The sequence below is a fragment of the Micromonospora sp. NPDC000663 genome (assembly GCF_042898105.1).
In the GTDB taxonomy this organism is placed as follows: Bacteria; Actinomycetota; Actinomycetes; order Mycobacteriales; family Micromonosporaceae; genus Micromonospora.
In genome coordinates this window covers 162210-181402 of record NZ_JBIAYR010000009.1, presented here as the reverse complement: position 1 = coordinate 181402, position 19193 = coordinate 162210, and the positions used below count along the sequence as shown (strand labels likewise).

Sequence of the window (19193 nt, the reverse complement as noted above, 5' to 3'; positions counted from 1 at the left end):
ACCTCTCCTATCTGATGGCCACGAGCACGGCCGTGCGGCCCTGCTCGATGTCGAAGCGGGCGCCGGGCAGCGCGGAGATGACGCGCCAACCGGCGCCGAGTGCCCGCACCGCACCGATGCGGAACACCAGGCAGGCCACGATCGCCGCGAGCACGACCAGGACCACGACCGGGAAGAGCAGGAGCACCACCGGGAGCACCGGAACCCAGAAGCGGATGGGCCGGCGGTCCGGGCGGTTGACCTTGACGGTCACCAACTGCGGCATCATGGCCGGCCTTCCAGCTCGGCCAACGCCTGCTGGGCGGTGATCTCACCGCGGCGCAACCGGTCGATGACGTCGGCCCGCGACGGCGCCGGATCGGTCTCGACGAAGTCGAGCATCTGCGTGATCCGGTTGAGCCGTGACTTGATCGTCGGGTAGCTCACCCCGAAGACGCGTTCCATCTCCTTGATCGAACCGTGGCAGCGCACGAACGCCGTGACGAAGACCTGATCCTCGACGTTGAGCTGAGCCAGTTGCGGTAGCTCGAACGCGCCCTCGATCGCGACGCCGTTGCCCGCCAGCCGCACCCGCTCGACGACGAACGGCTGCCCCCGCGTCAGGCTTGTGAGTTCCTGCCAGTCCATCGCCTGATCTGTCATACCTAAATTTATAGCTTAAGAATCTTCAAGTTTCTAGAGGCACGCCTTAACTTTTTTAATGTCACGCTCGTGGTGGTGTCGAGTCGGAGATGGGTGCGCAGGCGTGACGGGGTGCGTTCGCGGTGGAGGTGCACCACGACAGCTGGCGCCGGCACCCGCTACCTGCCCGTCGGCGCTGCCGTGGCGGCTGCTGCCGTCGGCGGCCCGCGGCGGCCGCCGACGCCGCCGCGCCTATCCGCCCCAGACGACCTTGAGCGCCGTGTCGAGTGCCTGGACCGCCGGGACTGGTACGTCGGGGACCACACCGACGCCCTCCCAGTTGGTGCCGGTGACGCTGTTGATGGTCCGGGCAGTCGGCACGGTCACGAGGATGTGTTCGGTGACCGGATGGCGGGCCGTGGGGTGCGCGCCGCCACGGGTCGTCTCACCGACGACGACGGCCCGGCCGTGCGCCTGGAGGGTGTACGCCACGTCCTCGCCCCCGGAGAACGTCGTAGCGCTGGTGAGCACATGGACCGGACGGTCCACATAGCGCGGCGCGGGAAGGTGCGCGGTGGTCCAGAACTGACGCGTGGCGCCGGTGGACCGCTCGTAGAAGTCGTTGAGGTGCACCTGGTCGTCGCGGAAGAAGTAGCTGCACCACATCGCGGCTCCCTCCGGTGTTCCGCCGCTGCACGCGCGCAGGTCGAGGATGAGCGCGGAGCTGAGGGCGACCAGGTGCATGGCCGCGCCGATCGCGGCGGCGCCTTCGTCGGCGTACGCGATGCGCCGAACGTCGATGAGTCCGACGTTCCCGTCCAGGTGCTCGACCCGGCGGATTCCCTGGTTCTCCGCCCTGAGCAGCGCGCGGAACGCGGCCTGCCCCCCGTCCTCGTCCGCCGGATCGAGCGACTGCGGCTGGTCCGTCCAGAGCAGCCGCAGATGCTTGTCCGGGCACGCCTGCTGAAGGTGGGCGGTCATCGTCGCGCAGAGCACCGGCCCGTCCAGGTCGTCGTACTCGCCCGCCGCGAGACGACGTCGGATCGCGGTGTCGATGTCGGCGACCTTCGCGGGAAAGACGTACCCTGCCTTGATCCGGTCCAGGGCCTGTCGGATGATCTGTTCGTTTGAGAGCACGGCGGGCCACGGTAGACCGCGGGCCGCGTCATGACCATCGAATTTGCACAGGCCCGGGTGTCGACGATCCGGGCGCGCCGGGGTCAGGAGCGCGGCAGGAAGCCCACCAGCGACGTGATGATCGCGAGCCGCAGGGCTGATTGCAGGTCGATCTGGTAGACCGCGAGCGCCGGCTCGGACTCGTACACGGCGAGCAGGCTCGGCGGCGGTGCGGTGTAGGCGGACAGCGCGCCCGCGACGAGCAGGGCTTGCAGGCAGAACAGCTCGGCGCGCTCGCCGACCTCGGGCAGGTGCCGCCGGATGAGGTCGGCCATCACCGCGAGGTTGGCCAGTGAGGCCCGCTTGTGCCGGCGGACCACCTCGACCGAGACGTTGTGCTCGAGCACCCCGCCCTGCGCGCCGAAGAGATCACACAGCACCGTCTGGGCGGCGAGCGACCGGCTGAGCACGTCCGCCACCTGCTGGGCCCGTTCCAGCGCGGACCGGCTCGGGTCGACGCCTCGGGCCAGCTCCTGCTCCAGCTCGGCCAGCCAGGTCGTCGTCCGGTCGTCCAACAGGTCGAGCAGCACCGCTTCGCGGGACTCGAAATACCGCAGCACCGCCGTCTTGGCCAGGCCCACCCGCCGGCTCAGCTCGTTCAGGGTCACCTCGGCCACCGACATCTCGTCGAGCATCGCCGAAGTCGTGTCCAGGATCGCCTGGCGCCGGACCGCACGCTGCTCCTCGCTGCGTGCCCGCTGGAACGTCATGACGCCAACCCTAACTTAGGTACCGCTGGTCTCTTGACAGTGTACCGGCGGTACTTTACCGTTCAGGCATAACTTACCGGCGGTACATTGGGAGCTTGAGATGAACTGGACCGAGCAGCAGATTCCGCGTCAGGACGGCCGCGTCGCCGTGGTCACCGGCGCCAACACCGGGCTGGGCTTCGAGACTGCCCGCCGACTCGCCGAGCGCGGGGCGTCGGTCGTGCTGGCCGTCCGCGACACCGAGAAGGGCAAGCAGGCCGCCGCCCGGATGAGCGGCGACGTCTCCGTACAGGAACTGGATCTGACCTCGCTGGAGTCCGTGCGCGCCGCCGCGGCCGACCTGCGTGCCGCCCACCCCCGGATCGACCTGCTGATCAACAACGCAGGCGTGATGTACACCCCGAAGCAGACCACCCGCGACGGCTTCGAGATGCAGTTCGGCACCAACCACCTGGGCCACTTCGCGCTCACCGGCCTGCTGCTCGACCTGCTGCTGCCCGTGCCCGGCTCGCGAGTGGTCACGGTCAGCAGCGTCGGGCACCGCATCCGCGCCGCCATCCACTTCGACGACCTGCAGTGGGAGCGTTCGTACAGCCGGGTCGGTGCCTACGGCCAGTCGAAGCTCGCCAACCTGATGTTCACCTACGAGTTGCAGCGCCGGCTCGCCCCGCACGGCACCACAGTCGCGGTGGCCGCACACCCCGGCATCTCCAACACCGAACTCGTCCGCAACGCCCCGGCGGCCGTCCGCGCACCGATCACCTGGCTCGCCCCGGTGATCACCCAGCCGGCGGCGGCGGGCGCGCTGCCCACCCTGCGGGCCGCCACCGACCCGTCAGCCCTCGGCGGGCAGTACTACGGCCCCGACGGCCTGGGCGAGACGCGCGGCTACCCGAAGCTCGTCACGTCCAGCCCCGAGTCCCACGACCTGACCGTGCAACAGCGACTCTGGGCCGTCTCGGAAGACCTCACCGGCGTCCGGTTCCCGGTCGGCCAGGCGGCCTTCGCGGCGTGACCGCGCCACGTCGCAGGTGATCGGTCGCGGCGAGACCCGCACGGGTCCCGCCGCGACCGTCAGTTGTGGGGCCAGGTGAGCCAGCGGCGTCGAGCCGCCTTGGCGGGTGACCGTTCCCCGGTGGGTGTGCTGTGCGGCGCGCTGATCACTCGAAGAACTTGATGCTGAACCCGGTGTCGGATGTCGGGCCGGGCACGTTGGCGCGGCGGTAGGTGGTGTTGCCCCACCAGCAGAAGGTGCCTGTGTACCAGTACCGGTTCGCCCACGAGTACGCGGTGCCCTTCGGTACGGCGTGGAACATCAGCGGGAACCTCGGCCCGGCCGGCGGACTCGTGGCGATGTCGCCGTTGAGCAGCACGAAGCTGTGGTGGCCGGGTCCGTTGACGTACAGGGTGGGATCCCAGCCGGCCATCATGGTGGCCCGGTTCGAGCCGAACAGGCAGCCGTTGGACTTGTACCAGTCCCATACGTACGTCGGGTCACCGCCGACGCGCAGCCGCAGGTCGGCGAGGCAGTACTGGTCACTCCAACTGCCGTTCGCGGAGTAGACGATGTGCAGTTGCCCGTTCGGGTCCCTGATCGCCTCGGGGGACTCGTTGATGAACGGGTTGCCGACGACGCGTTCCCAACTCTCCCTCGGCTGGGAAATGATGAACCGGTTGCCGGTCGGGGTGAGCGGGTCGCTCATCCGGCTGAGGTAGATGTTCTGTTCGACGTTGGTGTCGCCGGCCCAACCCGACCAGACGAACCACCGCTGACCGTTGAAGGTGAACAGGCTGCCGTCGATGGCCCACTTGCCGCCGGGCAGCGCGAGTTGCCTCTCGGCCGTGTAGCCGCTCGCCGGCGACGCCGAGTGGATCACGTACATCCGGTGTGCGGCTGCGCGCCCGGCCGAGAAGTAGATGTAGTACCGGCCGCCGTCGGTGACGATCTCCGGGGCCCAGACCTCACCGAGGTTGCAGCTGTCCGTCCACACCTGCCGCGCCGGTGCCGCGGCCAGCCCGTCGGTCGACGAGGCCTGCCGCACGGCGATCCCGCCGTTGAGTGACTGCACGGAGATGTAGGTGCTGCCCACGCGGATCACGCTCGGGTCGGCGGCCCGCAGACCTGTCTGCCCGGCCGCCGCCGGCCCGGCGCCGGCAGCGGACAGGCCGGTGGCGAGTACGGCGGTCAACACCACGGAGAGGATGCGCGCAAGGGTTCGGTCGCCCACGTTCACGATGGGGACTCCTTTCAGCTGGCCGATCATCGGCCCCGGTCACGTCGGGTCCGTCGGTCACCCGGCAGCGGCCGGAGTGGACTGTCGGAACTCGCTGACCCTCAGGACGCTGCCACACGGCCACCCCCACGGCCACCCCTGAGAGGCGGCGACGCCTCGCTCAGCGAACTGACGACCCGGGGCTTGACCACCGACTGACCAGCGAACCAGGTCCTCCGGGCGGATTGATCATCACGAGGGCTTCGATTACCGTGCGCGTCTGTGAAGCCCACTCGCGTCGCCTCCGCCCTGTTCATCCTTACCGCTACGACGGTCCTTGCCGCCTGTGGGGGAGAGGACGCGGCGCCGACGGCCGGCTCGACCCCGCCGGCGCCCACCTCCGCCGCCCCGTCCTCGGCGGCGCCCTCCACGCCGGCCATCCCGGCGTCGGTTGCTCCGGCCACGTCGGGCGCGACGACGGGCGGGACCAGCGACAAGAAGCTGTGCGAGTCGGCGCAGAAGGCCGGCGACGAGATGAAGGCGGCCCTCATCGACATGGTGAGGACGGGTGAGCCCTCGGCTGCGGACTACCGGAAGATCCTGACCGGGCTCGACCAGGAGCTGACCCGGGTGGCCTCAACCGGCGCGGGCAACAGCAAGGTGGCCGCCGCCCTGCGCCGCTTCGGTGACGAGGCGGCCAAGGCGGCGGCCGCGCCCGACCCGGCGAGCGCCGCCGACAACCCGACCTTCGAGAAGGCCGGGGCGACCATCACCGCCGCGTGCAAGGCCGCCGGCGTCCGGGTGAACTTCTGACCAGACGTCACGGCCCCATGCCCCTGCCTGCGTGACTAGCTGGCGAAGTCGATGCCGGTGAGGGTGACCGAGCGGTGCGCGGCGAGAAGCTCGGCCTGCGCCGTGACGGCCTTGCGGGTGGCGCCCGGCAGCCTCTGCCAGGGCTGGACGGCGACCGTGAACGCCCTGCCCGACTTGCGGGGACGCCAGGTGCCGACCAGTTCGCCGTCGACCAGGACGGCGCCGGGTCGACCCAGCACCGGCCACAACTCCTTGGCGCGGGCGGCGTCCGACACCAGGGTCGCCCGGTCCTTGGCCTGCAAAAACAGGTCGTACGGGCCGAGCAGGCGCGTCCCCGTGCGCTCGGCCGACTCCAGTGCCTCCTCGTCGGCGGCCAACAGGGAGCGCACCTCGCCGTCGACCCGCACCTCGATCACGTCCTCGGGCCAGAGCGCCTTGACGTCCTTCAACGGCGCGTCCAGGTAGTCGGCCACCTGTTTCGGGGTGGCCGGACCGAGCAGGCGAAGGTACGCGCGGATGAGGTCCAAGCGGTCGTCCACCGCCGTCGCCTTCCTGAAGCCGGTGATACGCCGCAGGACCGGAGGTGAGGTGTCGAGATCCAGCTCCAGTCCGGCCCGCACGGCGGCGAGCCGGAACGGCATCTCGTAGACGTGCGTGGCGTCGCACGGCCGGCAGAACCGCAGGTACGGTTCGGGAAGCATCGTGGCCAGCCGGCCCGACGCCGTACCCTTGACCGTCGGTGCGGTGACAATGGCCCGCATACGGTCGGCCACCTCGTCGAGGGCGGCGAGGTTGCCGATGCCGGCGGCCTTCAACGGCCTGGAAGCGTCGTAGATGCGCTTGCCCGCGTCGGCGTCGGAGAAGGGCCCGACCGCCGCCGCCACCGCGCCCACGTCGGCCCGACGGTAGAGGTGGGGAGCACCCCGCACCGTCCACAGCAGGACCACGTCCCTGTCGGACAACGCGGTCACGTCGACACCGCGCACGGCGAGTGCCCACCGTGCGCCGTCCGGTCCGGTGTTCTGCACACCGATGTCCAGGATCGCGGTGTCGGCGAGCGTGCCCTCGCTCCGATCGAGCTGCTGGGCCCGGACGCGGAAGTTCATCACCTGGTGACGATCGACCATGCCTGCACCCTAGTCCGGCACAATGACACGCTCGTGCCAATGCCGGCCGCGGGGAGGAGCCCGATGGGTTACCGCTTCGAGCACGTCGACCTGCCCGAACCCGCGGCCACCGCGCGCGCCCAATACGAGGCGTGCCTCGACTCCGGCGGGTCGTGCGGCACCTGGCCCCGGTGCAGCGACGAGTACGAATCGCTGGCCGCCGCCCATCAGTTCGCCCTCAACATGGCCGGCATGGGGTTCTGCCGCGAACTGATGCGGTGCGCCGGCATGACCTACCAGGCGACACCGCGTCCCTTCCCGGACTGGCCGTTCGACGGCATCGACGACTGGCGCAACGCCGACCAGAGCCGACGGGACGCGTACAAGGAGGCCGAACGGGTCGCTGCCGCGCAGACCGAGCCCGGCATGGTCGGAATCCCCGCGTTCAAGTTCACGAGCAACGGCCCCTGGCTGGTCGGCACGACCGAGATCGAACAGGCACTGCTCTTCTACGAGGCGTCGCCGGCGGACCTGCGCGCCGAATGCGAGGCCGACGAGCTGTGGGTCGCCTGGCTCGGCTGGCTGCGGGAGGCGCGCGCCCACGGCGGTTTCACAGTCAGCTGAGCTGTCCGCAGAGCGGCGTCAGGTGGGTACCTCAGCCGGGGTTGGCGGACCCGCCTCCGCGCGGGGCGCCTCGAACTGGTTGTTCAGTTTGTCGACTGCCGCCTGCGGGCAGCGCTTGAGGCCGCCGGCCGCATCCGGTCCAGAAACTCACCCAGATCGCTGCCCGTCGTGGACGCTCCGCCTGTCTGCGCGCGTCTAGGAACAGATGCCGGGTGGGTCGTCGGGGTCGATGGTGATGCCGAGGTCGGTGCAGGGGAAGGAGCTGCCCTGGCTGTGGATGCGCCAGCCGTGGGTGGGGGTGTGGCGGAAGAGGTAGGCGCCGTCGCTCTGCTGGTTGGGGTCCCATCCGGGTGGCCCAGCCTTTCCAGCACTGCACCCGTCCGGGGTTGATGCGGTAGCCCTCGGGCAGGCCGGGCACCCGGTTCAGCGTCGCGGCCGTGACCGGGCAGCCTGTCGCCGAGGGGTCGTCGCCGCCGGTGCCGATGGCCGGGAGGTCACGGTGGCCGGCGGTGGGCTGACGGCAGTCGGGCGCGGCGACCGTGCCGGGCGACGCCGGGGAGGATCCGGCGGCGGGTTGACCGGTGGTGCAGCCGGCGGCGGTGACCGCGACGAGGGCGGCGGGTACGAGAACGCGGTGCCCGAAGGAGAGGTTCATACCTGGTGACAGGCCTCCCGGACCGGAAACGTTGCCGTCCGACCGGAAAACTTTCTGGGCCTGCCTACGTCGCCTGACCGCTGGGTTGGTCGGGGCGTTGGCGGGCGAAGGCGTCCGTGAGCCCCCAGCGGCCCGGGACGTCCAGCAGGGCGATCCGACCGAAGGCGGACGGCAGTGCCGGGTTCACGGCGAGGTGGTCCTCGTGCGGGTTGATGCCGAGCATCGTGCGGATGAGCAGCATGCACGCGCCGCTGGACCAGGCCTGTGGGCTGCCGGCGGTCGGGTACCGCACCGGGTAACGGGTGGTGTGCCTGTCGAATCCGCCGAACGCCTCCGGCAGTCGGCCCTGGAAGTAGGTGGCGGCCGACAGGACGCCCTCGGCGATCCGGGCCGCCTCGGCGCTGAACCCGTACCGGCGCAGACCCCACGCGATGAACGAGTTGTCGAACGGCCAGACCGTGCCGGTGTGGTAGCCGAGCGGGTTGTAGCGGCCCTGCCCCTCGGCGAAGGTCCGCACACCCCAGCCGGAGAACAGCGCCGGGCCCATCAGGTGTTCGGCGATCTGCGCGGCCCGCTCGCGCGGCACGATGCCGCTCCACAGCAGGTGCCCGATGTTCGACGAGAGGCTGTCGACGGGAGTGCCGTCGTGGTCCAGGGCCAGCGCGTAGTAGCCCCGGTCGTCGAGCCAGAAGTCCTTGTTGAAGCGTTCGTACAGGGCCGCCGCCTGACGTTCCAGCCGGTTGGCGTAGTCGGGATCGCCCCAGACGGTACGTGCCAGCCGCGCGCCTCGGATCTTGGCGTCGTACGCGTACCCCTGGGTTTCGCAGGTGGCCCGGGGGAAGCCCGGCAGCCGCCCGTCGGCGTACGAGATGCTGTCCCAGGAGTCCTTCCAGCACTGGTTGTCCAGTCCGGTGGCGCGGTTGCGCCGCTCGTACCAGACGTAGCCTGTCGCGTTGAGGTCCGCGTACCTGTCGATCCACTCCAGGGCGGCGCGGGCCTCCTGCTCCAACTCGACGACGAGCGCCCGGTCGCCGCTCCAGCGTTCGTACTCGTCGAGCAGCACCACGAACAGCGGGGAGGCGTCGACGGTGCCGTAGTAGGGGGAGTGAGGCTGCTCCTCGAACGCGGCCGACTCCCCGTAGCGCAGCTCGTGCAGGATCCGGCCCGGGTCCTCCTCCAGCACGTCGTCCCGGCGGGCGCCCTGGAGCGAGGCGAGGATCCGCAGGGTCGGCGGGGTCAGCGACGGGGTGACGGCGAGGGTCTGGAGGCAGGTCAGCAGGCTGTCGCGGCCGAACAGGGTCATGAACCAGGGCAGGCCGGCGGCGGGCACCGCGGCGCCGCTGAGCGAGAGCGGGGAGAAGCGCAGCGCTGCCAGGTCCACCAGGCTGCGCTGGTACACCTGCTGGAGGCTGCTGCTGTCGGTGTCCAGCGTCGGGGCCTGGGCGACCCATTCGCGGACGCTGTCGGGCAGTGTGGACTCGTCCGGGCGTAGCAGCCGCAGGGGTGAGCGCAGGTCGACGCCGTCCGGGCGCAGCGCCCGCATGACCACGTGCAAGCGGGTCGACCACTGCTGACCGGAGCCGAGTCGGGTCGTGAACCGCAGGCCGCGGGGGTCGAAGGTGGCCGGCTCGCTCGCCGTCAGAGAAACCTGGCGGTGGTACGTGCCGCGCCGGTAGCCGAGCCGCAACTCGTCCGGCTCGACCTCGCTGTAGTAGCTGCCGACCTTGTCCTCGATGTCGAACTTGATCTCGAAGATGTCGGCGAAGTCGGCCACCACCTCGAGCCGTACGTCGAGGTCCAGGTCATGGTCGCCGTAGTTGAAGAAGGTCAGGGACTCGGTCAGGTCCGGACCGATGCGCCGGCGGCGGATCGCCGACACGTCGGCCTGCACGTAGTCGACAGCCCCGCCCGGCACGACGAAGAACGTCACCTCGTAGTACTGGCTGTCGTCCACCGACAGCGCGGTCAACCGCTCCCCGTTGACGGTCAGCACCCAGCGGGACAGAAAGCGCGTGTCGGCGGAGAACAGGCCGACAGGCGTGGAGGCCGACGCCTCGACGTCGCCGCTGGCGTCGGACACGATGAACGTGTTCCCGTCGATACACGACACCGTGCCCGGGATGTCCCTCATCCGGTCACCTTCGTCGGCGCGGCCTGGGCACCCTGCCGTGCCTCGACCTGCGACGGGAACAGCTTGCCGACCCGCAACGCCAGAGACAGATCACCGTCGACCAGGATCGCGCCACGGGTGATCCCCGCCAGGCCGTTCATCTCGCCCAGCGCCATCGACTCCGCGACCTGCGCGGACACCTTGATGACAGTCCCGGCCGGCCCGTCGTCCTGCCGCACCCGCAGGCGGCCGTGGTCGATGTCCAGCCGCCACCGCTGCACCTGGTCACCGTCGCGGATGTCGAACCGGATGCTGCCCTGCACCTTGTCGAACCGTGGATCGTGGTCGGTGGCTGCCAGCCGTTCGAAGAAGGCGGTGATCGCCGACATCCGACACCTCCGCGGGTGCTGGTAGGAGCACCCGCCGGCTACCCGCTGTGCGTGCCCGCTAACCGGGCAGCCGGAACAGCGCCATGCTGACCCGGGTGGGATGGCAGCTTCACCCGCTGCCCCGGAAGCAGGCGCAGCGTGTACTCCTGACCTGCGTCCGCCAACCCGACCAGGTCGCCGGTGACCGCGTTGAAGGCCACCACCTGGGCGTAACAGTGGTACGGCCCGAGACCGTTCACCGTGTAGCGGCCCTGCTCGTCGGTGAGCGCACCGTTGTCGCCGTACTTGGGATGCGCGAGAAATGGCACCACGAGCACGCTGGCGCCGGCGATCGGCTGGCTGCTCGCCGCGTCGGTCACCACCCCGACGATCGTGCCCGGCGGGTTGAGGCGTGTCTCTGGAGCCGTGGTCACCGGGTCGTCTCGCCAAGGCGACGGCACGACGCCGACGCCTCGGCGACGTTCTGGGCAGAAACGGACACCGGAAGGGGTGCTAGGGCATAGCGTCACGGTGGCGGAGCCACCGCCGCGCCACCGCGCCGGTGGCGGCACGCCGAGCGGAGAGGACCAGACGTGGACCATGTCGACGGGGTACGCCTGCCGGAGTTGGACGGGTCCCAGCCGAAGAACGCCCTGCCGCGTACCCTCGGCTGGCTGAGCCTGGTCCTCGGCGTCGGCGCGCTGGCCGAGCCGGCGCCGCTCGCCCGCCTCACCGGGGTCGACGACTCCCCGGCGGCGGTGGCGGTCATCCGGGCCGTCGGGGCGCGGGAGCTCTCGCACGGCGCCGCCCTCGTCACCGGCCGCCACCCTGGAGGCCGGGTGTGGACCCGGGTCCTCGGTGACGCCATGGACCTCACGCTGCTCGGCCGGGCGATGGCGCAGCGGCGCGGCGAGCGACGCCGGCGGCTGGCGCTGACCGCCGCCGTGGTCACCGGCATCACCGCTGTCGACCTCGCCGTCGCCGTCGCCGCGAGGCGTACCCGTCGCGCCCGCGACCGCATGATCCGGATCAGTCTCGGCGTCACCGTCAACCGTTCGCCGGCCGAGGCGTACCGGTTCTGGCGGGACATGGAGAACCTGCCCCGGTTCATGGCACACCTGGAGTCGGTGCGCGCCGACGACCTGCGCCGCTCACACTGGATCGCCCGCGGCCCCGCCGGCCGCCGCGTCGAGTGGGACGCCGAGATCATCGACGACCAGCCGAACAAGTCCGTCGCCTGGCGGTCGATGCCTGGTGCCCAGGTGCCCAACGCCGGTCGCGTCCACTTCCTGCCCGCGCCGGGCGACCGGGGCACCGAGGTACGCGTGCAGCTCGCCTACGCGCCGCCGGCCGGATCGCTCGGCCGCGCCGTGGCGAAGCTGTTCGGCGAGGAGCCCGAGCAGCAGGTCCGCGACGACCTGCGCCGGTTCAAGCAGGTCCTGGAGGCCGGCGAGGTGGTCCGCTCCGAGGGCAGCCCCAACGGCATCTCCGTACGCCAGCAGGCCATGCAGCGTCCCGCGCAGCCGTTGCCGGCGTCCCGTCGCTGACGTACCCGAGCTCCGAAAGGGACCGACAATGAAGGCCACCGCCTGGATGGGCACCGACAGCGTCAAGGTGATCGACGTGCCCGACCCGACGATCATGAACGCGCGGGACGCCATCGTCCGGATCAGCACCACCGCGATCTGCGGCTCCGACCTGCACCTGTACCACGGGTACATCCCCGCCATGCGCAAGGGCGACATCCTCGGCCACGAGTTCATGGGCGAGGTGGTGGAGGTCGGCCCGCAGGTGCGCAACCTCAAACCCGGCGACCGGGTGGTCGTACCCTTCCCGATCGCCTGCGGGCACTGCTCCTCGTGCCAGCGTGGCCTCTACTCGGTCTGCGAGAACTCGAACCCCAACGCCGGCATCGCCGAAAAGATCATGGGCCATTCGCCGGCCGGCATCTTCGGCTACTCCCACCTGCTCGGCGGGTACGCCGGCGGCCAGGCCGAGTACGCGCGGGTGCCGTTCGCCGACGTCGGCCCGCTCAAGGTGCCCGACGACGTCCCCGACGAGCAGGCGGTCATGCTCGCCGACGTGTTCCCGACCGGCTACATGGGCGCCGAGATGTGCGACATCAAACCCGGTCAGGTGATCGCCGTGTGGGGCGCCGGGCCGGTCGGGCTGCTCGCCGCAGCCAGCGCCCGGCTGCTCGGCGCCGAGCGGGTGATCGTCATCGACCGGTACCCGTACCGGCTGCGACTGGCCGAACAGCACGCCGGCGCCGAGACGATCAACTACGAGCAGGACGACGTGCTCGACACGCTCAACGAGATCACCGCCGGTCGCGGGCCGGACGCCTGCATCGACGCCGTCGGCCTGGAGGGCCACCACGGCAACGCCGCGATGTACGCGTACGACCGGGCCAAGCAGGCCACCCGGACCGAGACCGAGCGGCCGTTCGCGCTGCGTCAGGCGATCCTGGCCTGCCGATCCGGAGGGGTGGTCTCGGTCGTCGGCGCGTACGGCGGCTTCGTCGACAAGTTCCCGATGGGCGCCTTCATGAACAGGTCCCTGATCATGCGAACCGGTCAGTGCCACGTGCAGCGCTACACCCGGCCGCTGCTGGACCGGATCCGGCGCGGCGAGATCGACCCGAGTTTCATCGTCAGCCACCGGATGCCGCTGCGCGACGCCCCGAAGGGCTACAAGATCTTCCAGAAGAAGCAGGACGACTGTACGAAGGTGCTGCTCTCGGTGTGAGCGGTGTGCGGTGCGGCGCGTCAGCTCCACCGGGCACTCACCCATTGCCGAGCCCTGCCACTGCCTGCCGGCGCGGGAGGGACTCCGACCGTCGCCCGGCGTGGGTAGCCTCGCGTCATGTCGAACGACATTCACCGACCTCAGGTCCGGGTCGACGTCCGTGCGGGGACGGCAGCCGATGCCGCGGCGTTGGCGGGGCTTCGATGGCGGCGGCTGACCGAGGAGGGCGGCTACACGGGCGACGACCACGACGACTTCGTGGGGCTGTTCGCCACCTGGGTCGTCGAGCACCTGTCGACCCACCTGCCGTTCGTCGCCGAGGTCGACGGCCACGTGGTCGGGATGGCCTGGTTGATGGTGTCCGACCGGGTGCCGGCCCCCACGCTCCGGCACCGCCGGACCGGGGACGTGCAAGCGGTGTACGTCGTACCGGAACTACGCGACAGCGGCGTCGGCGCGGCCCTGCTGGCCCTGGTGCTGGCCGAGGCGCGTGAGCGTGCCCTGGAACACGTGACCGTCCACTCCAGTGAACGCGCGGTGCCGCTGTATCAGCGGATGGGCTTTCAGAGCGGGCGGACCTGGCTCAGCTGGCAGCCCGAGTGAGGTGACCGACATGCCGTCGACGGAGAGTGCGGACCCGGCGCCGTCCATCGGGGACATCGTGCGGCTTCGGCCGGTGGGCGAGGCGGACCTGGCGATGTTCCGGCGGTTCTGCGTCGAGCCTGGGCTGGTCGGCCTCGACTGGGCCGGGTTCCGCCACCCCGGCGCGCCGGCGCGGCGTTTCGCCGTCGACGGCTGGCTGGGCGTCGACGACGGGCGGCTCGTCGTCGAGGTGGAGCAGGATCAGGCCGCCGGCTTCGTGCGGGCCTGCGAGTTCCGGGCCGGGCGGTGGCGCGACGGGTATCTTTACAGCCGGCTGCGCGACGATCCGCCGCCCGAAGCGCTCGCCGGGACGTGATCCCCGGGAAGGGGCACCAGTGCCGGTCTACCGCCACCCAGGCACCGTCATCACCGACCACCGTTTCCCGGTGCCGCTCGACCACGGCGACCCGGCCGGAGAGCGGATCGAGGTGTACGCCCGCGAGGTCGTGGCCACCGCGAAGCAACACGAGTCGCTGCCGTGGCTGCTCTTCCTCCAGGGCGGCCCCGGTGGCCGCTCACCGCGTCCGGTGGGCCGGGACGGCTGGCTGGACCGGGCGTTGGACGACTACCGGGTGCTGTTGCTGGACCAGCGGGGCACCGGCCGCTCGACCCCCGCCGACCGGCACACCCTGCCGCCGCGCGGCGACGCGGCCGCCCAGGCCCGGTACCTGGCGCACTTTCGGGCCGACTCGATAGTGCGGGACTGCGAACTGATCCGGCGGGACCTTCTCGGCGACGACGGTCGGTGGAGTCTGCTCGGCCAGAGCTACGGCGGCTTCTGCACCCTCACCTACCTGTCGTACGCGCCGCACGGCGTCCGCGAGGCCTTCGTGACCGGCGGCCTGCCCGGTCTGCGCAGCACCGCCGAAGACGTCTACCGGGCCGCCTACCCGCGGGTGCGGCGCAAGGTCGAGGCGCACTACGCCCGCTACCCGCAGGACGTCGAGATCGTCCGGGACGTCGCGCGGCACCTGCGGGAGCGGGAGGTGCGCCTGCCCGGCGGTGGACTGCTGACCGTCGAGGCGTTCCAGGCCATCGGCATCCTGCTGGGCACCGGCAACGGCTCGCACACCCTGCACTACCTCCTCGAGGACGCCTTCCTGCCCGGGATGCCCGGCCGGCAGCTCTCCGACAGTTTCCTCGCCGAGATCCAGGGCCACCTGTCGTACGCGAGCCGCCCGCTCTACGCCCTGCTGCACGAGTCGACCTACGGCCAGCGTTCGGTGACGCCGCGCGCCACCGGCTGGGCGGCCGAGACGGTGCGGGCCGAGTTCCCGCAGTTCGACGCCGACCGGGCGTTGGCGGCGGACCGACCGGTGCTGCTGACCGGCGAAATGATCTACCCGTGGACCGTCGCCACCGACCCGGCGCTGGCCCCGCTGGGCGAGACGGCGGAGCTGCTGGCCCGCCGTACCGACTGGCCGGACCTGTACGACCCGGACCAGTTGGCCCGCAACGAGGTCCCGGTCGCCGCCGCGATCTACCACGACGACATGTACGTCGATACCGCCGACTCGGAGACCACCGCGCGGGCGGTGCGCGGCCTGCGCCCCTGGATCACCAACGAGTACGAACATGACGGTCTGCGGGTCAGCGGAGGCCGCGTCCTCGACCGGCTGATCCGACTGGTACGCGACGAGATCTGACGCCCCGCCGGCTCCCGGCCGGACCGTCCGGGTCGGCGCGTGACCCCGTTTGTGCTCAGGGAGCCGGGGAACCCGCCCTGTTCGTCCGCCGGCAGCCCGACCGCCGGTCGCGGAGACGGAAGGGAGCGGATCATGGAGTACGAGCAGATGATCGCCACGGTCCGGCAGCGCGCCGGCCTGGGGGAGAACGAGGCCGTACGGTCCGTACAGGCCGTCCTGTCGGTGCTCGGCGAACGACTCGCCGGACAGGAGGCCGACCACCTGGCGGCACAGCTGCCGGATCCGCTGGACGGATCCGTCACCCGCAACCCGCAGGGCCGCCGGTGGGACGTCGGTGAGTTCCTCAAACACGTCGGCGACCGCGAGCAGGTCGCGAACGCGGACCAGGTGCGTCAACACGCCCAGGCGGTGCTGCGGACCGTCGCCGAGGCGCTCGACGACGACGAGCGGCACGACCTGCTCGCCCAGTTGCCCGCCGGCATCATCGACCTCTTCGGCGTGCCCACCCCACGCGGCTGAGCACCGCCACGCGACGACCGGCGCGCATGACGGGTCGGGTCCCCGCTGGCGCGCCGGTCGAGCCGCACGGTCAGCGGGGGCGGACGCCGGCCTCCACCGTCAGGGTCCCGGCTTCGGCGTCGATCGTGGCCCTCGCGCCGAGGGGAACCGTGAGCTGCCCGTCGCCGTGCCCCAGTCGTAACCCGCCCAGGACCGGCACACCAAGGTCGTACAGGCGGTCCTTCAGTACCGACGCCGCGTCCCACTCGCCTGGTTCACCGACGCTGTTGGTGATCTGCCCGATGACCACCCCGGCGACCCTGCGCAGCACGCCCACCCGGCGCAACTCGGTGAGCATCATGTCGATGCTGTACGGAGCCTCGTCCACGTCCTCGAAGAACAGGATCGCGTCGTCGAAGTCCGGCGCGTCTCCCGCACCGAGCGACGTGGAGATCAACGTCAGGCAGCCGCCGAGCAGCGGCCCCGACGCCCGTCCCGGCACCACGACGGAGGCGGCGGTCTCGGCCGGATCTCTGGTGATCGTGACGGGTGCGGTGGTCATCACCGCCCTGCGCAGCGCCTCGGCCGACTCGGGGCCGGTGCGACTGTCGTTCCAGTTGACCATCGGGCCGTAGAAGGTGGCCAGCCCGGTCTCACGCCACAGCTTGCCGTGGATGCTTGTGATGTCGCTGAAGCCGACGACCACCCGGGGATCCCGGCGGAGACCGGAGACGTCGATCCGATCCACGATCCGCTGGGTGCCGTAACCGCCCCGGGCGGCGAAGACGGCACGGATCCCGGGGTCGTTGAGCGCGGCGTTCAGGTCGGCGAGCCGCTCCGCGTCGGTGCCGGCCAGGTAGCCGTACCTGGTGAAGACGTGCCTGCCCAGCTCGACCTCCAGGCCCCAACTGCGCAGGAATTCGATGCCTCGGGCCATGTTCGTGGGGTCGGGGGTGCTGCCGGGCGACACGACCCGCACCCGGTCGCCGGGGGCCAGCGCCGGTGCCCGCAGGACGCGCCTCGCGCCACGGGGAGCGGCCTGGGCGGGCGCGGCCTGGACGCTGCCGACGAGTACGGCGGCGCCGCCGGCCGCAGCTCCCATCCCCAGCATGTGTCGACGGGACAGGGGTGCTCGCGCGGGAGTCTCTGTCGGGGTGGGGTCTGTTCCGGAAGTGGCCACAGGCGTCCCTTTCATCGTCAGCAGAGCGATGTCCGAGTTGCCACAGCCTACGACGATGTTCGATTCGTCAGGGGGTCCACAAAGGACGCTGGGCGCCTAGGGGATCGGCCACTCGTGCACCGGCCGGTTGCTGTGCATCAGGTCCACGTAGTGCCGGACCACCTCGCGCAGCGCCGCCGGACGGTCCAGGTGGTCGGCGGACTCCAGCCTGTGCAGGGTCTCCACCTGCCAGGTCGCGCCGTTGCGGCCTGTCAGGCAGCGCTGCTCGACGATGCCGAGCAGCCGGTCCCGTTCAGCCGGGTCGAGCCCCCACCGGTCCAGGCCGTGATGCGCCATCGGCAGCAGCCGGCGCAGCACCAGCTCGGTCACCGGCAGGTAGCCCAGGCCGGGCCAGAACACCTGCGCGTCGATGCCGTACCGGGCGCAGCTGGTGAAGTTCTCCTCCGCGGCGCTGAACGACATCTGCGACCACAGTGGCCGGTCCGACTCGGCCAGGGCGCGCACCAACCCGAAGTAGAAGGCGCCGTTGGCGATGGTGTCCAGCACTGTAGGGCCGGCCGGAAGCACCCGGTTCTCCACCCGCAGGTGCGGCCGGCCCCGCGACACGTCGTACACCGGGCGGTTCCACCGGTACACGGTGCCGTTGTGCAGCCGCAGTTCCGCGAGGTTCGGCACCTCACCGGCGGCGAGGGCCTGCGCCGGGTCCTCCGGGTCGCAGACCGGGAGCAGCGCCGGGAAGTAGCGGACGTTCTCCTCGAACAGGTCGAACACGTTGGTGATCCACCGTTCGCCGAACCAGACTCTGGGGCGTACCCCCTGGGCCTTGATCTCTTCCGACCGGGTGTCGGTGGCCTGCTGGAACAGCGGGATGCGGGTCTCGCGCCACAGCTCGCGGCCGAAGAGCAGCGGCGAGTTCGCGCCGACCGCGACCTGGATACCGGCGATCGTCTGGGCGGCGTTCCAGTAGTCGGCGAACTGCGCCGGGCTGACCTGGAGGTGGAACTGGGTGCTGGTGCAGGCCGCCTCCGGGGTGATCGTGTCGGCGGTCACCGCCAGCCGCTCCACCCCGCTGATCGCGATCGGCAGATCCTCGCCACGGGCCGCGAAGATCTGTTCGTTGAGCAGCGCGTACCTGGGGTTCGCGGAGAGCGTCTCGGCGGTCAGGTGCTCCGGGCGCAGGGTCGGCAGGATGCCGATCATCACCATGTGCGCACCGATCGACCGGGCCTTCTCCTCGGCGGCGTTGAGGCTCGCCCGCACGTCCTGCTCGAAGGCCGCGGTGCCGGTGCCGGTCAACCGCCTCGGCGGCACGTTGATCTCGACGTTGAACTGGCCCAGCTCGGTCTGGAACAGCGGGTCGGACACGGCGGCCAGGACGTCCGTGTTGCGCATCGCCGGCATCGAGGCGTCGTCGACCAGGTTCAGCTCGATCTCCAGCCCGGTCATCGGCCGGTCGATGTCGAAGCGCGACTCGCGCAGCATCTCGGCGAAGACGTCGAGGCAGAGGCGGACCTTCTCGCGGTAGCGGGCCCGGTCCTCCCGACTGAAGGTTCGTACGCCGACGTCCTCGCCCATGGTCACCACCCTGTCACCGCTGGTTCCTCCCAACCTCGCACGGCCCGGCGGGCGGGGGAAGACCCGATGGTCTCTTCCTACCCAGCTGCCCGCCCCGATAGCCCAGCCGGAGCGCCCCGATAGCATTGCGGGCCGAAAGGTGGTGGCGTGGGGATGCGCGAGAAGGTGACCCGACTGTTCGTCGCGGCGGCGATCGCCGAGGCGTGCTCCTGGCTGGCCCTGCTGGTCGGGATGGCGGTCAAGTACGGCCCGCCGGACAACGAGCTGGGCGTCAAGATCTTCGGGCCGATCCACGGCGGCCTGTTCGTCGCGTACGGCCTGCTGGTACTGGCCGTGGCCCGGCTGCGCCGGTGGAGCCTGCCGGTCACGTTCGTGGCGCTGGTCAGCGCGGTGCCGCCGTTCGCCACAGTGATCTTCGAACGCTGGGCCCGCCGCCGGGGGATGCTCGGCACCGAGCGTGTGCCGGAGCGCGAGCCCGCCCCGGTCGGCTGACCCGTCGCCGCTGCGG

The 19193-nt window shown here is 70.9% G+C and carries 21 protein-coding genes; 10 read left to right on the top strand and 11 right to left on the bottom strand.

Annotated features, from left to right (window positions below; translation table 11 throughout):
• Positions 1-7 precede the first annotated feature (7 nt).
• From ACFY1S_RS25105 to ACFY1S_RS25090, 4 genes are all read right to left on the bottom strand, one after another.
• Entirely contained in the window at positions 8-268 is a 261-nt protein-coding gene (locus ACFY1S_RS25105; protein WP_387122569.1) for a hypothetical protein, read from the bottom strand.
• Positions 265-642: a DUF2089 domain-containing protein gene (locus tag ACFY1S_RS25100; protein WP_387122565.1), complete on the bottom strand. Its 378-nt coding sequence runs from the start codon at positions 640-642 to the stop codon at positions 265-267. Before ACFY1S_RS25100 ends, ACFY1S_RS25105 begins: the two co-directional genes overlap by 4 nt.
• 231 nt (positions 643-873) lie before the next feature.
• The gene (locus ACFY1S_RS25095; protein WP_387122561.1) at positions 874-1758 is read right to left on the bottom strand and encodes a S41 family peptidase; all 885 of its coding nucleotides are present in this window, start codon (positions 1756-1758) and stop codon (positions 874-876) included.
• Between the two features lie 83 nt (positions 1759-1841).
• Positions 1842-2507 (bottom strand): TetR/AcrR family transcriptional regulator, encoded by a 666-nt coding sequence (locus ACFY1S_RS25090; protein WP_387122558.1) that lies wholly within the window; start codon positions 2505-2507, stop codon positions 1842-1844.
• 100 nt (positions 2508-2607) lie between these two features.
• Between ACFY1S_RS25090 and ACFY1S_RS25085 the strand changes: the two genes are divergently transcribed.
• Complete coding sequence (locus ACFY1S_RS25085) at positions 2608-3522, top strand: SDR family NAD(P)-dependent oxidoreductase (protein WP_387122555.1); 915 nt, start codon at positions 2608-2610, stop codon at positions 3520-3522.
• Between the two features lie 145 nt (positions 3523-3667).
• Here the strand turns inward: ACFY1S_RS25085 and ACFY1S_RS25080 are convergent, their stop codons facing one another.
• Positions 3668-4741 (bottom strand): glycoside hydrolase family 43 protein, encoded by a 1074-nt coding sequence (locus ACFY1S_RS25080; protein WP_387122553.1) that lies wholly within the window; start codon positions 4739-4741, stop codon positions 3668-3670.
• A gap of 261 nt (positions 4742-5002) precedes the next feature.
• Between ACFY1S_RS25080 and ACFY1S_RS25075 the strand changes: the two genes are divergently transcribed.
• Positions 5003-5533 carry a hypothetical protein gene (locus ACFY1S_RS25075; RefSeq protein ID WP_387122550.1) on the top strand — a complete coding sequence of 177 codons (531 nt, stop codon included), beginning with the start codon at positions 5003-5005 and terminating at the stop codon, positions 5531-5533.
• A 35-nt stretch (positions 5534-5568) separates the two neighbouring features.
• Here the strand turns inward: ACFY1S_RS25075 and ACFY1S_RS25070 are convergent, their stop codons facing one another.
• Entirely contained in the window at positions 5569-6660 is a 1092-nt protein-coding gene (locus tag ACFY1S_RS25070; RefSeq protein WP_387122547.1) for a winged helix DNA-binding domain-containing protein, read from the bottom strand.
• 63 nt (positions 6661-6723) lie between these two features.
• Here ACFY1S_RS25070 and ACFY1S_RS25065 point away from each other — a divergent pair, with 63 nt between their 5' ends.
• Positions 6724-7263 carry a hypothetical protein gene (locus ACFY1S_RS25065; RefSeq protein ID WP_387122545.1) on the top strand — a complete coding sequence of 180 codons (540 nt, stop codon included), beginning with the start codon at positions 6724-6726 and terminating at the stop codon, positions 7261-7263.
• A gap of 719 nt (positions 7264-7982) precedes the next feature.
• Here the strand turns inward: ACFY1S_RS25065 and ACFY1S_RS25060 are convergent.
• The 3 genes from ACFY1S_RS25060 to ACFY1S_RS25050 are packed head-to-tail and all read right to left on the bottom strand — an operon-like array spanning position 7983 to position 10830.
• A complete protein-coding gene (locus tag ACFY1S_RS25060; protein WP_387122649.1) occupies positions 7983-10040 on the bottom strand; it encodes a glycogen debranching N-terminal domain-containing protein in 2058 nt (685 codons plus the stop codon).
• Between the two features lie 5 nt (positions 10041-10045).
• Complete coding sequence (locus ACFY1S_RS25055) at positions 10046-10417, bottom strand: SCP2 sterol-binding domain-containing protein (protein WP_387122542.1); 372 nt, start codon at positions 10415-10417, stop codon at positions 10046-10048.
• A 38-nt stretch (positions 10418-10455) separates the two neighbouring features.
• A complete protein-coding gene (locus ACFY1S_RS25050; RefSeq protein ID WP_387122539.1) occupies positions 10456-10830 on the bottom strand; it encodes a carboxypeptidase-like regulatory domain-containing protein in 375 nt (124 codons plus the stop codon).
• 159 nt (positions 10831-10989) lie between these two features.
• On the opposite strand from ACFY1S_RS25050, the gene ACFY1S_RS25045 reads away from it, so the two are divergent.
• The 6 genes from ACFY1S_RS25045 to ACFY1S_RS25020 all read left to right on the top strand — a co-directional run bounded on the left by ACFY1S_RS25045 (position 10990) and on the right by ACFY1S_RS25020 (position 15951).
• A complete protein-coding gene (locus ACFY1S_RS25045; protein WP_387122536.1) occupies positions 10990-11943 on the top strand; it encodes an SRPBCC family protein in 954 nt (317 codons plus the stop codon).
• A 28-nt stretch (positions 11944-11971) separates the two neighbouring features.
• Positions 11972-13144 (top strand): zinc-dependent alcohol dehydrogenase, encoded by a 1173-nt coding sequence (locus tag ACFY1S_RS25040; protein ID WP_387122534.1) that lies wholly within the window; start codon positions 11972-11974, stop codon positions 13142-13144.
• A 117-nt stretch (positions 13145-13261) separates the two neighbouring features.
• Positions 13262-13747, top strand: coding sequence for a GNAT family N-acetyltransferase (locus tag ACFY1S_RS25035; RefSeq protein ID WP_387122531.1), 486 nt, complete (start codon positions 13262-13264; stop codon positions 13745-13747).
• A gap of 10 nt (positions 13748-13757) precedes the next feature.
• The gene (locus tag ACFY1S_RS25030) at positions 13758-14102 is read left to right on the top strand and encodes a hypothetical protein (protein WP_387122530.1); all 345 of its coding nucleotides are present in this window, start codon (positions 13758-13760) and stop codon (positions 14100-14102) included.
• Positions 14103-14121: 19 nt separating this feature from the next.
• Positions 14122-15432 (top strand): alpha/beta fold hydrolase, encoded by a 1311-nt coding sequence (locus ACFY1S_RS25025; protein WP_387122528.1) that lies wholly within the window; start codon positions 14122-14124, stop codon positions 15430-15432.
• Between the two features lie 132 nt (positions 15433-15564).
• The gene (locus ACFY1S_RS25020) at positions 15565-15951 is read left to right on the top strand and encodes a DUF2267 domain-containing protein (protein ID WP_357986947.1); all 387 of its coding nucleotides are present in this window, start codon (positions 15565-15567) and stop codon (positions 15949-15951) included.
• 70 nt (positions 15952-16021) lie between these two features.
• Here the strand turns inward: ACFY1S_RS25020 and ACFY1S_RS25015 are convergent, their stop codons facing one another.
• Entirely contained in the window at positions 16022-17041 is a 1020-nt protein-coding gene (locus ACFY1S_RS25015) for an LD-carboxypeptidase (RefSeq protein WP_387122525.1), read from the bottom strand.
• A gap of 165 nt (positions 17042-17206) precedes the next feature.
• Complete coding sequence (locus ACFY1S_RS25010; protein WP_387122522.1) at positions 17207-18685, bottom strand: glutamate--cysteine ligase; 1479 nt, start codon at positions 18683-18685, stop codon at positions 17207-17209.
• A gap of 153 nt (positions 18686-18838) precedes the next feature.
• On the opposite strand from ACFY1S_RS25010, the gene ACFY1S_RS25005 reads away from it, so the two are divergent.
• Complete coding sequence (locus ACFY1S_RS25005; RefSeq protein WP_387122646.1) at positions 18839-19177, top strand: DUF3817 domain-containing protein; 339 nt, start codon at positions 18839-18841, stop codon at positions 19175-19177.
• Positions 19178-19193: the final 16 nt, after the last annotated feature.

Excerpts from the sequence above, each read along its gene's own strand:
- ACFY1S_RS25020 (WP_357986947.1), top strand. The coding sequence starts at position 15,565 with ATGGAGTACGAGCAGATGATCGCCACGGTCCGGCAGCGCGCCGGCCTG.
- ACFY1S_RS25055 (WP_387122542.1), bottom strand. The coding sequence starts at position 10,417 with ATGTCGGCGATCACCGCCTTCTTCGAACGGCTGGCAGCCACCGACCAC.
- ACFY1S_RS25035 (WP_387122531.1), top strand. The coding sequence starts at position 13,262 with ATGTCGAACGACATTCACCGACCTCAGGTCCGGGTCGACGTCCGTGCG.
- ACFY1S_RS25010 (WP_387122522.1), bottom strand. The coding sequence starts at position 18,685 with ATGGGCGAGGACGTCGGCGTACGAACCTTCAGTCGGGAGGACCGGGCC.
- ACFY1S_RS25070 (WP_387122547.1), bottom strand. The coding sequence starts at position 6,660 with ATGGTCGATCGTCACCAGGTGATGAACTTCCGCGTCCGGGCCCAGCAG.
- ACFY1S_RS25005 (WP_387122646.1), top strand. The coding sequence starts at position 18,839 with ATGCGCGAGAAGGTGACCCGACTGTTCGTCGCGGCGGCGATCGCCGAG.
- ACFY1S_RS25105 (WP_387122569.1), bottom strand. The coding sequence starts at position 268 with ATGATGCCGCAGTTGGTGACCGTCAAGGTCAACCGCCCGGACCGCCGG.
- ACFY1S_RS25100 (WP_387122565.1), bottom strand. The coding sequence starts at position 642 with ATGACAGATCAGGCGATGGACTGGCAGGAACTCACAAGCCTGACGCGG.
- ACFY1S_RS25015 (WP_387122525.1), bottom strand. The coding sequence starts at position 17,041 with ATGCTGGGGATGGGAGCTGCGGCCGGCGGCGCCGCCGTACTCGTCGGC.
- ACFY1S_RS25090 (WP_387122558.1), bottom strand. The coding sequence starts at position 2,507 with ATGACGTTCCAGCGGGCACGCAGCGAGGAGCAGCGTGCGGTCCGGCGC.
- ACFY1S_RS25040 (WP_387122534.1), top strand. The coding sequence starts at position 11,972 with ATGAAGGCCACCGCCTGGATGGGCACCGACAGCGTCAAGGTGATCGAC.
- ACFY1S_RS25030 (WP_387122530.1), top strand. The coding sequence starts at position 13,758 with ATGCCGTCGACGGAGAGTGCGGACCCGGCGCCGTCCATCGGGGACATC.
- ACFY1S_RS25085 (WP_387122555.1), top strand. The coding sequence starts at position 2,608 with ATGAACTGGACCGAGCAGCAGATTCCGCGTCAGGACGGCCGCGTCGCC.
- ACFY1S_RS25065 (WP_387122545.1), top strand. The coding sequence starts at position 6,724 with ATGGGTTACCGCTTCGAGCACGTCGACCTGCCCGAACCCGCGGCCACC.